Consider the following 11020-nt stretch of genomic DNA (forward strand, 5'->3'; position numbering starts at 1 on the left):
ACTATCCGCCGCCCGCGAAGGGCCCATCCGGCCGGCAGGGTAAGCACGACCGCGGCCAGCGCGTAGCCGAACAGTTCGACCGGACGCGATCGGACAGTCGCCGCGACCAGCCAAGCCGTCGGAAGCGCGACAAGGACAGCGACGACGATATGGGCGATCACGACGACCTGCCGTTCGCGGACCCGCCGACCCGCCGCGGCCACGCAAAAGCTGTCGAACCGCCGTCGGTCGGCCCGCTCCATCGGCGGCAGTTTGGTGTGCATCCCGCACAGCCGGGCCGATTCACTGGCACGGACCTGGTCAGCGACTCTTGGCACGAGCAGGCGGATTCCGCTCCCGGCTGGGTGTACCACCCGCGCCGCCTGGATCACCGGCTCCATCGGACTCCGATCGTTCGCGGACAGCCGTCGTCGCGGTACTGACGGACGAGTGCTCGGGCGGGCTGTCCGTCAGGACCGGGCATGACCCTTCATGAGAACGCGGGTGCGGCGGTCGCCACGGAGGAGCCGGCCGGCGCGGCCGGGCCGGAACCGGTCGCGGCGGAGCCGGCGCCGGATCTTGGGGCCCGGTTGACCGAACTCGCCGTCGCGGTGGCCGAGCTGCAGCAGGAAGTGCGGGCCGCTGACGAGCGGTCGGCCGCGCGGGAAAGCATGATCGAGCGGCTGCACGAGGACAACCAGAAGCTGCGGGCCGGCGAGCGCCGGTTGCTCCTGATGCCGGTGCTGACCGATCTGCAGCGTCTGCGCAACGACCTGCTCCGGCAGGCCGGCGCGGTGGGCAACGGGCTGGACGCGGGCGAGGTGGCCGGGCTGCTCGGCTCGTACGCCCAGTCGTTGGAGCTGACACTCGAGCGCGGCGGCGTCGCCCCGATCCGGCCGGCGGCCGGCGATGCCTTCGACCCCGCCCGGCACCGCCCGGACGGTGTGCTTCCGGCGCCGCGGCCGGAGGACCACGACCGGATCGCCGCGGTTCTCAGCGACGGCTATCTCGACACGACCTCGGGCCGGGCGCTGACGCCCGCCACCGTACGGGTCCACCGATGGACCGAACCCGTCACCGCGCCCCTGGAGAAGGAAGACCATGTCTGAGCAGCCCACGTCGTTCTTCGGCATCGACCTCGGCACCACCTACTCGGTGATCTCCTACATCGACGAATACGGCAAGCCGGCGGTGATCCGCAACGCCTCCACCGGCAAGGAGACCCTGGCCTCGGTCGTCTATTTCGAGTCGGCCGGCAACGTGGTCGTGGGTGAGCAGGCGAAGAACCTGGCCGTCGTCTACCCGGACAAGGTCGTGGCCCGGGTCAAGCGCAGCATGGGCCAGGAGAGCAACTGGGAGTTCGACGGGGTCACCTACACCCCGGAGTCGATCTCGGCCCTGGTCCTCAAGCGCCTGGCCGAGGACGCCGCCGAGGAGACCGGCCGTCCGGTCCGCGACGTGGTCATCACGGTGCCGGCCTACTTCGGCATGCTCGAGCGCGAGGCCACCAAGCAGGCCGGAACCATCGCCGGGCTCAACGTCATCGGCATCGTTCCCGAGCCGGTCGCCGCGGCCATGCAGTACGACGTGGCGGCCACCGACGCCGAGCGGGTCATCCTCGTGTACGACCTCGGCGGCGGCACCTTCGACACGACCGTGATCCGGGTGTCGGCCGACCGGATAGACGTGCTGTGCACCGACGGCGACCAGGAGCTCGGCGGTGTCGACTGGGACGACCGGCTCGTCGGTCACCTGGTCGACGAGTTCGTCGCGCAGACCTCGGTGGAGGAGGACCCGAACGACGACCGGGAGTTCATGCAGGAGCTGCGCGAGAAGGCCGAGGACGTCAAGCGGCAGCTGTCCAGCGTCTCCGCGCGCAGCGTGCCGCTGCGTTTCGGCGGCAAGCAGGCGACCGTCGAGGTCACCCGGGACATGTTCGAGACCATGACCGGCGATCTGCTCGATCGCACCCTGGGCTACACCGACCGTACGCTCGAGAAACTCGCCGCCAAGGTGGCGACGGACGACCCGGCCGGGCTGATCGACGAGGTGCTGCTGGTCGGCGGGTCCAGTCGGATGCCGGCGGTGCGGACAGCCCTGGAGAAGAAGTTCCCGGGCTGGAAGCCGCGCCTGCACGACCCCGACCTGGCCGTGGCCAAGGGCGCCGCCCGGTACGCGTTGAGCAGCGCGATCTGGGACTGGGCGGCCACCGACGGCGACAGCCCCGACGCGCGGGAGCGTCAGGACCGCGTGGCCGCGATCGCCCAGGCGGCCAATCTCGACCCCGACAAGCTGGCTGCCTTCGCCCGCAAGGAGATCACCACCGTTCTGCCCAAGGCGTTCGGCGTACGCCTGGTCGACACCGACACGCCGGGCTGGCAGGACGACATCGAGGGCCACAGCTACATCCAGCACCTGGTGCACGCCGACCAGACGCTGCCCAGCCGGCAGGACCTGACGGCCGGCACGGTGGTCCCGGACCAGCGCGAGGTGAAGGTCCAGATCTACGAGCAGGCCGGCGGCGAGGAGAGCCGGGAGCTGTCGGCCAACAAGGCGGTCGACCACGGCAGCGGCCTGATCACCGGGCTGCCGGCCGGGCTGCCGGCGAGCTCGCCGATCGAGGTGCAGATGACGGTCAGTCGCGAGGGCCTGCTGCGGGTCGAGGCCAACGAGCCCCGCAGCGGCCGCGACCTGATCATCGAGGTGCAGGTCAGCGTGCTTTCCGACGAGGAGGTCAGGTCGGCCGCGGCGACCGTCTCCGCCATCACGGTGAGGTCCTGAGAGCACGATGCCTTTCGAGCCCGATCGCTACGAGCGGGAGGTCGTCCTCGACCTGCGCCGCCGCAAGGGTCCGCTCACCGACGACGATCTGCTGCGCCGGTACGCCATCGAGCCGGGAATGACCGACGCGGCCGCGCTGGCCACCCATCTGCGCAAGCTCCGGACGTACTGGAACCAGACCGCCGGCGGACCGGACAGCCGGGCCCAGGTCTGCAAGCGCCTGCTTGCCGCCGATGCCGAGCTGCAGCGGCGACCGGGGGTCGACCTGGGCGACCCGAGTTGGTGGCAGGCCTTCGCCCAGCAGCGCTCGCGGGACTCCCGGAAGGTCGTCGCGCAGCTGGCGGACGACCTGCGCCAGGCGTTCGGAGCGGTCGGCAAGGTGACCGCGGCCCAGGTCAAGGCGGCAGCCAAGCAGTATCCCGGCCTGGACCCGGCGGATCTCGACGCCGCGGTCCGGCAGGCCGGGATCCAGGTTGTCGAGGTCGTGCAACTGCCCAAGGAGAGCGGCCTCGACCGCACGGTCTACCGCGACCTGCAGAAGCGTCTGGGCGACGCCGGCGTGCCGACCCTGGTGCAGCTGCTGCATCCGGATCTGAGCGGCCCCTTCTCGCTCGTGGCGCAGTTCTCGGTGGTCGGCGAGCGGACCCGGCGGCTGGACCGTCCCACGCTCGACGCCCGGATCGCCGACGCCGACCGGTCCGCCGACTCACCGGTGCTGCGCTCCCGGCGGGCGGCTCTCCGGATCCTCTCCACGGCGGCCGGCAACGGCGCCGACCTCCGCGAGATCGCGCTCTTCCAGATCGTCGAGCACCTGGTCGCGGGCCGGGCCGACAACCTCGCGGACGCGCTTCTGGTGCGGCAGGCGACCCGGCTCGGCCTGACCCAGGAGGACGCGGAGCTGGTGGTGGCCAGCCTGCCCAGCGGGGTCAGCGGGGGCTCGCCGGTGGCCGGCGAGCTGCGCGAGATGCTGGCGGCCGGACGGCTGCGGGCCGCGCAGGACGCCCTGGGCACGCTGCCCGCCAACGACCCGGAGCGCCCGCAGATCGTCGCCGAGATCGACAAGCTGGTGCAGCAGCTGGCCGCGCTGCTGACCGACGCCGACCGGGCCCTCGACCGGCAGCGGGAGGAGGAGGCCGAACGGCTGTTCCGGCAAGCCCTGCGGATCGCCGAGGACGACGACGGCGTGCTCGTGCTTCAGGGACGCCTCCCGATGGCGCCGCCGCGCGACCTCCGGGTCGTCACCGCCGGCACCGGCGTCAAGCTCACCTGGCAGGCGCCGGCGACGGCGGTCGACGACATCCGCTATCGCGTCGTCCGGCGGGAAGGCGTCGCGCCGGCCTCGCCGCAGGACGGTGAAGTGATCGCCGAGGGTGCCCGGCTGTCGGCGGCGACGGACAGCCGGCCGCCCCCGGCCCGCGACCTGCAGTACGCCGTGTTCGCCAAGGCGGCGACGGGCTCGGTCTGGTCACGCCCGGCCGTGGCGGGCATCCGGCTCACCCCGGAACCGGCCGACGTGGCCGTCCGGGCCGGCGCCACCCGGATCACGGTGACCTGGAAGGTTCCGGCCGGCGTGGTCGAAGTGCGGGTGCGGCGTACGACGGAAAACCCACCCCGGGGCCCGGAGGACGGCATCGTCGTCGCGACCGGCCCCGGCACCCTGGTCGACCGCGAGGTCGAGGAGGGCGTGGCGTACTTCTACGCCCTGACCGCGGTCTACCACGACGAACGGCGCCGCGAGGTGCTGTCCCGGACAGCCGTCGTCTCCGGTGCGACCGCCGCCGAGGCTCATCCCCTCGACGGGCTGGCCGTCGAGGCGGTACGCCGGCTGGGCGACCACGTCCTGGTCCGGCTGACCTGGCCGGCCGGCGCCGGGGCGGTCCGCGTCCGGTACGCGCCCGGGCCGCCGCCCTGGGAGTACGGCACGACGATCAACCCGGCCGCGGCCGGCCGCTGGGGCGCCGAGGTGCCGGGCCTGCCCGAGGACTACGCCGGCACCTGCGTGCTGGAGGCGGACATCCCGCTCGGTCCGCAGATGTACGTTCCGCTGACCGCCGGTCCGGCCGGGCTGGTCGTCGGTCGCGCCGTCCACCTCGGCCAGACCGAGCCGGTGCGCGGGCTGCACGTGCGGCGAACCGGCGGCCAGGCGACGGTCACCTGGGTGTGGCCGCCGGACGCCGGTTCCGTCGAGGTGGAGTGGGAGCAGCCCGGCGCCGGGCGAACGAAGCGCCGGCTGACCCACGCCGCGTACGTCGACGGCGACGGCTGCGTGCTGCCGGTCGGACCGGCGGGCGGCCAGGTGACGGTCCGGGCGGTCACCGTCGGGCCGGCCGGCGAGTCACTGTCCGAGCCAGTGTCACGGGCCGTGGCCGGGAGCGCGGCCCGGATGCGCTACTCGATCCGCGGCGTGCCCGGCTGGCGCAACCGGACCCTGCGCGTGATCGAGCTGGTCAGCGATCAGGACTGCGCCGGCCTGGACCTGGCCGTGGTGGTCGCGCCGGGGACGGTCATGCCGCTGCGGGCCGACCCGGCGGTGGTCGTGGAGCGGTTCGAAGGCCTGGTGCTGCAGCCGGGTGTCCCCCTGCCGCTCGAGTTCACCGTGCCGCGAACCGCCAAGCCGTACTGGATCCGCTGTTTCGTCGTCCGGCCGGCCGACGTGACCTTGATCGACCCACCGGTCGCCGAGCTGAAGGTGTCGTGATGACTCGACTGGCCTGCCCGTACTGCTACAACAAGATCGACGGCAACCGGCTCTGGTATCAGTGCACGGGGCGCGGCACTCCCGGCCGTCCCGGCTGCACGAAACAGAAGGACGAGGCCCGCCTGCACCTGACGGGATTCCAGGAGTCGGTCCGCCCGTCGTTCGCCCCGCCCCTGCGTCTGTCGTTCGGCCCGGGGAAAGCTGACTGCCCGGACTGCGGCGCCACCAGCCGGCACCGGGTCTGCCCCGAATGCCACACACCTTTGTCGTCCAGCTTCGGCGCCGGCGCCAGTCCGTTGATCGCGATGGCGGGCGCCAAGGGCACCGGCAAGTCGGTCTATCTGACGGTGCTGGCCCACGAGCTGCTCAACAATCTGCGCCGCCGATTCGGCGCGGACGTGCGGATGACCGGCGCCGTCAAGGAGCCCGTCCGGGAATTCGTCGGCACCGTCTATGCCGATCAGCGGTTGATGAACCAGACGGCGGCGGCGGTCACCGGCCGGATGCCCCCGACCGTGTTCGAGTGGCGGCAGGAACAGTCGGGATTCGGCAACCTGGTGAAACGGTTCCGCACGACCTTCCTGTCCTTCTACGACACCGCGGGCGAGGACCTGAACGACGACGAGAAGACCAAGGACCTCACCTACCTGAACGCCGCGGACGCGCTCATCCTGTTGCTCGATCCGTTCATGATTCCCGCGGCCCGCAACCAGATCCGGCTGCCCAAGGAGGCTGTTCGCTCGGAGCAACCGGCCCTGCAGGTGCTCAACCGGGTGACCGAGAAGCTCCGTCACGAGAAGGCGGTCCGGCGCAGCGGGCGAATCAGGATCCCGGTCGCGGTGGCGTTCGCCAAGATCGACGCGTTCTTCGACGTGCTGGGTCCCGAGCATCCGATGCTGCGGGTGCCCCCGGCCTCCGGCGGCTACGACGAGACTGCCGGCGAGGACACCCACGAGCAGGTGAAGGCGTTGCTGCACGAGTGGGGCGCCGACGACATCGACGCCCACCTGCAGGCCAACTACGCCAACTACCGCTACTTCCCGGTCTCGGCACTCGGCGCCCAGCCCGACTACGCGTCGGGTGAGGTCGACCGTAACGGCATCCGCCCGTTCCGGGTGGCGGAGCCGCTGCTGTGGCTGTTGAGCCAGTTCGACGTGATCCCCCGGCAGCGGCAGCGATGAGCGGCGCCGCGTTCGAGACGCTCATCTACACCGACTGCGTACCCGGTCAGGGTCTGCAGGGTAGCGCGGGCCTGCAGTTCCAGGCCCGCTCCCCCGGCGCCGACCGCGCCGCCATGGCCCTGGCCCAGAACTCGGTGCTCTACGAACCCCCGGCCAAATGGATGCGGGAGCGCCGCCCGGTGGCCGACTATCCGCCGTCGTTCGCCCACACGGCCGACGGCCTCTACGTCACCGCGGCCGGGGTCTATCTGGGCCGGGAGGCCAACGGCGGTCGCGAGGGCAATCAGCTCACTCATGCCGTGGTCACCGCCGATCCGGCCCGCTACGACCTCGTCCGGCCGGCGCAGATGTTCGGCGCTCCCTTCTGGACGACTCGCCCCGCTCCTACCACCGAGTGCCCGCCGCTGCTGGACGACTGGGAGCCCGGCCCGTTCGACATCGAGGCGGCGCAGACCTTCGTGACCACCAGCCCGCGCGGCGAGGAACTGCTCAAGCGGCTCCTCGCCGCGGTGCAGGGCCTGGCGTCGGGCGGTCCGCGGGTGTTGTTCATCGGCGAGGACGCCACCGAGGTGTTGCGCTGGATCAGCGCCGCCACGCTGCTGCTCCCCCAGCGGCAGGCCGTGGGCATCGGCTTCAAGGTGTTCACCACCAACCCGGCGTACGCGATCCAGCCGATCGTCGCCGTGCACCCCGACTGGGACAGCACCTCGGCCGGGGTCGCTGACGACGGCGGCTACGCGGTCTTCGACCTGACCCGTAACGAGTTCAGCGACGTGCCGGTGCCGGAGGACGCCCGCCGGCGGGTACGCCTGCTGCTGGACGAGGACGCCTACGACGTCCTCGACGTGGTCGAACAGGCCGATGCGAACGGCCTGCCCGATCCCGGGCAGGCCCTCGATCTGGCGACCACCATGGTGCTGCGCCGGCCGGTGTTGTCGCTGCCGGTGGCCCGCCTCGCCGTCGGCTGGCTGCGCGACACCCCGCCCACCCTGCTGGCCAAGGATCGCAACGTGCTGGTCGACAAGCTGGTCGGCAACGTCAAGCAGTGGCCCGAGGACGTGCTGCTCGGCCTGGACGAGGTGGCCCGCACGGGTCAGATCGACCGGGAGTGGGCCCCCGACGTGCGCATCGCCCTGATCAGCGCGGAGCTGGCCCGGGCTTCGGCCAGCGGCACCGCCGAGGATCTCAAGCTGCCACCGTTGCCGGCCGGTATGTGGACCGAGCAGCACGCCGCCCGCTGCGCCGAGTTGGTGCCCGACGAGCTGGTCACGTGGCGCGGCGCGCGGTCGTTCGAGGCAGTCCTGCGGGTGGCGGCCCGGTTCGACCTGCGCTACGACGTGGACGTGGCGGGCGAGGCCGTGCACGAGTTCATGGCGCACTGGGCCGATCACCCCCACGAGCGCTACCGGCCGGATGCCTGGGGCGTCGCCGGGCCGACCCTGCGCGCCCGGCTGCACAGCACGCTGCTGGACCGGGTCGGCGAAGGCCGGGGTGCGGAGGTGGGTGACGCCTGGGCCGACCACTGGGTCATCCCGGAGGCCCTGCCCGACGACGCGCTGTTCGAGGCCGTCCTGGCCGCCAAGATGGCCCGGGCGAATGGCGAGGGCCGGCAGACGATGGTCCTCGAGATGCTGACCCGGGCCGTGCCGCTGGGAGCGCGTGAGGTACGGCGAACCGCCGAGGCGCTGTGGCGCCGGACCGCACCGACAACGACGGAGTACGCGATGCTCGTCGACATCCTGCCGGCTCGGACCGTGCTGCCGGACCCGATTTTCGCGGCGCTGCTGCGGGCTGTCGATCAACCCGGCCGGGCCCGCCACGCGGAGGTCGGTCTGCTTCGCAAGCTCCACGAGCACGGGCTGGTCCGGCTGCCCCGCGGCTTCGAGATCCTGCTCGCGGACGACTCGGCCGTGGAGCGGTGGTGCGAGACCGTCGTCCGGGCCGACCGGAAGGCGCTCGAGGAGCATCGCCGCATCCTCGCCGCGGTGACGCCGGTCGTACGCCGGATCTGGCAGCACGAGATCGCCACCGCCCTGCTCAGCGTCCGTGACCCGTGGGCCTGTGACGAACTGGCGGCCCTGCTGCCGGAAGGCATCCGGGCCGAGTACGGCCGCGCCCTGCTCGAGGTCGTGCGGAAGAGCAACGAGATCGTGCCGCCGGCCGTCGTCGCCGTGCTGGGCGGCACCCGGCTGCTCGGCCCGGAGTTCCGGCAGGAGTGGCCGGACCAGCTCCGCCGGTGGATGCGCCGGGCCGGCGACAAGCGGCGCCGGCGGGCCGGCGACCTGGTCGCGGAGATTCAACCGCGCCGGATGAAGGACTGGAACGTGCTGGTGCAGGAGAGCGAGAAGACGCTCTGGAACAAGCTCCGCCCCCGGAAGGAGAGCTGAGATGCCGATCGTGCTCGCCGTTCTGGCCGCAGTCGTCGCCTTCGGGCTCTACCTGTGGCTGTGCGGACTGGCCTTCGTCTACCTCACGTTCCCGGTGTCGCTGATCGCCGGCGGCGGCGGCCTCGCCGTCGGTGTCGCGGCCGGGCTGGTCATCGCGTTCCTGGTGCTGTTCGGTTATCAGGAGGAGCGGGTGCTCACGCCGGACAGGGTGGCAGCGGGCCGGCTCCGGATCCTGCGCCCGCCGAAGGCGATCCGGCCCGACTTCGCGTGGCCCGCCTACTTCGTCGTCCAGGTCTGGCTCGACTGGTCGGTCGTCGTCAAGCGCGCCGCGCAGTGGGTAGCCCGGGTGTGGGTGGGTGCGGCCGACGGCGCCTCCTCCATGGGCTGGTTCGGTCTCGCGCTGTGGCCGGTCCTGCTGCCGATAGCGGTGTTCCTGGCCGCGGGAACGGCCGGGGCCGCCGTCGCGGTGCTGCTGGCCGCTGTCGTGGCTGCGGTACTGACCGTGCTGGTCCTCGGCCTCGGGCTGGTCGCCGTGGTGGTTCTGCGTGCGCTGGACCGGCTCGCCGGGCTGGTGCGGCGCTCAGCCGGCACGTGCCCGCGCTGTTACGAGATCTCGGCGCTGCCGGTCTACCGGTGCCCCGGCGGCCACGGCGACACGGCGCTGCACCGGGACATCAGGCCCGGCCTGCTCGGTGTCTTCTACCGCCGGTGCGGGTGCGGGGAGCGACTGCCCACGATGGTGACGCGGGCCGGCCGCACGATGGCCGCGTACTGCCCGCTGTGCGGCACCGGCCTGCACGAGGGAGCCGGAATGGCCACCGACATCCGCATCCCTGTCTTCGGCGCGCCCGCGTCCGGCAAGACGCATCTCGTCATGGTGGGCGTCGTGGGGCTGCTCCGCAGCACAACGAGCGGTCCGGTGGCCCTGGCCGACGAGCACAGCCGGCGGACGTTCGAGACCTACGCACAGGTGGTGGACCGCGGCGGCTCGGCCAGCAAGACGGACGCCGCGCATCAGCCGATCGCGGTGACCCTGCGCTTCCGCAACGGACGGCGGGCGGCGCTGCTGCACGTCTACGACGCCGCCGGCGAGGCCCTGTCGGACCCCGAACGCAACTCCGGATACCAGTACCTCGACGGCGCCCGGACCCTGATCTTCGTGCTGGACCCGTTCGCTGTGCCCGAGATCAGGCAGCGCTACCGGCGCGGGTTCGGCTCGCTGTTCGACGCCGCCAACGCCTCCGCCGACCCGCCCGAACCCTCGTACCAGAACGTCGCGACCCGGCTGCGGCAGTCCGGGGTGCGAACCGACCGGAACCGGCTTGCCTTCGTGGTGTCCAAGCTCGACCTCGTGCAGCAACTCCCGTACGAGGACCGGCTGCACGACGACGGCGACGCGGTCCGCGCCTGGCTGATCCGGCTCGGCCTGGACAATCTGGTCGACGCGGCCGAACGCGACTTCCGCGAGGTCCGCTACTTCGCGGTCTCGGCCACCGACCCGGCGCTCGGCCGCGGCCCGCTGGCGCCGTTCGGCTGGCTGCTCGAGGACGAGCCCATCCCGGTGCCGGGGCAGCGCGGCAGCGACGAACACCTGGCCGGCGAGACGAGCCGGGCCTGAGAAGGGAGAGAACATGAATCTCGACGTTCCCCCCAGCCACCGAGGGTCCCGGGTCACCGTCGCGCTCGGCCTGGTGCTCCTGACCGCTGTGGTCATCGCTGCGATCATCCTCGGCGGCGCCTGGGACCACGCGTACGACGGGGGCAGGCAGCTCGTGCTGCAGCTGAGGAACAGCTGGCAGAGCTGAGCACAGGTAGACATTCGGAAGGGCCGCGGTAGGCCGAGGCGGAAGGGTCGGACGTAGCCCGCCTGCCGAGACCCGCGAGGAGCACGCCATGGAGAGCCACATCGCGTAGAAGTGGGTCGCGGGGCGGGGGGGGGGGCCGGCCCCCCCCCCCCCCCCGGGGCCCCCCCCCCGGGGCGGGCCGCGCGGGCG

General features: G+C 72.3%; 7 protein-coding genes. All 7 read left to right on the forward strand.

The window, feature by feature from the left end; all coding sequences use genetic code 11:
- Positions 1-461 precede the first annotated feature (461 nt).
- The 7 genes from grpE to KXC43_RS41310 are packed head-to-tail and all read left to right on the forward strand — an operon-like array spanning position 462 to position 10831.
- On the forward strand, positions 462-1088 hold the full coding sequence (gene grpE / locus KXC43_RS41280) for a nucleotide exchange factor GrpE (protein WP_221381711.1): 627 nt from the start codon (positions 462-464) through the stop codon (positions 1086-1088).
- Positions 1081-2760: an Hsp70 family protein gene (locus KXC43_RS41285; protein WP_221381712.1), complete on the forward strand. Its 1680-nt coding sequence runs from the start codon at positions 1081-1083 to the stop codon at positions 2758-2760. Before grpE ends, KXC43_RS41285 begins: the two co-directional genes overlap by 8 nt.
- A 7-nt stretch (positions 2761-2767) precedes the next feature.
- Positions 2768-5458 carry a SaeA-related protein gene (locus KXC43_RS41290; RefSeq protein ID WP_221381713.1) on the forward strand — a complete coding sequence of 897 codons (2691 nt, stop codon included), beginning with the start codon at positions 2768-2770 and terminating at the stop codon, positions 5456-5458.
- Entirely contained in the window at positions 5458-6639 is a 1182-nt protein-coding gene (locus KXC43_RS41295) for a zinc ribbon domain-containing protein (RefSeq protein ID WP_221381714.1), read from the forward strand. Before KXC43_RS41290 ends, KXC43_RS41295 begins: the two co-directional genes overlap by 1 nt.
- Positions 6636-9026: a GTPase-associated protein 1-related protein gene (locus KXC43_RS41300; protein ID WP_221381715.1), complete on the forward strand. Its 2391-nt coding sequence runs from the start codon at positions 6636-6638 to the stop codon at positions 9024-9026. The genes KXC43_RS41295 and KXC43_RS41300 overlap by 4 nt, the downstream gene beginning before the upstream one ends.
- Before the next feature lies 1 nt (position 9027).
- Positions 9028-10644 (forward strand): TRAFAC clade GTPase domain-containing protein, encoded by a 1617-nt coding sequence (locus KXC43_RS41305; RefSeq protein ID WP_221381716.1) that lies wholly within the window; start codon positions 9028-9030, stop codon positions 10642-10644.
- Between the two features lie 13 nt (positions 10645-10657).
- The gene (locus KXC43_RS41310; RefSeq protein ID WP_221381717.1) at positions 10658-10831 is read left to right on the forward strand and encodes a hypothetical protein; all 174 of its coding nucleotides are present in this window, start codon (positions 10658-10660) and stop codon (positions 10829-10831) included.
- Positions 10832-11020: the final 189 nt, after the last annotated feature.

Source organism: Paractinoplanes polyasparticus (assembly GCF_019710575.1).
Lineage (GTDB): Bacteria > Actinomycetota > Actinomycetes > Mycobacteriales > Micromonosporaceae > Actinoplanes > Actinoplanes polyasparticus.

Coding starts and splice junctions, on each gene's coding strand:
- KXC43_RS41290 (WP_221381713.1), top strand. CDS start 2,768: ATGCCTTTCGAGCCCGATCGCTACGAGCGGGAGGTCGTCCTCGACCTG.
- KXC43_RS41305 (WP_221381716.1), top strand. CDS start 9,028: ATGCCGATCGTGCTCGCCGTTCTGGCCGCAGTCGTCGCCTTCGGGCTC.
- KXC43_RS41300 (WP_221381715.1), top strand. CDS start 6,636: ATGAGCGGCGCCGCGTTCGAGACGCTCATCTACACCGACTGCGTACCC.
- grpE (WP_221381711.1), top strand. CDS start 462: ATGACCCTTCATGAGAACGCGGGTGCGGCGGTCGCCACGGAGGAGCCG.
- KXC43_RS41295 (WP_221381714.1), top strand. CDS start 5,458: ATGACTCGACTGGCCTGCCCGTACTGCTACAACAAGATCGACGGCAAC.
- KXC43_RS41310 (WP_221381717.1), top strand. CDS start 10,658: ATGAATCTCGACGTTCCCCCCAGCCACCGAGGGTCCCGGGTCACCGTC.
- KXC43_RS41285 (WP_221381712.1), top strand. CDS start 1,081: ATGTCTGAGCAGCCCACGTCGTTCTTCGGCATCGACCTCGGCACCACC.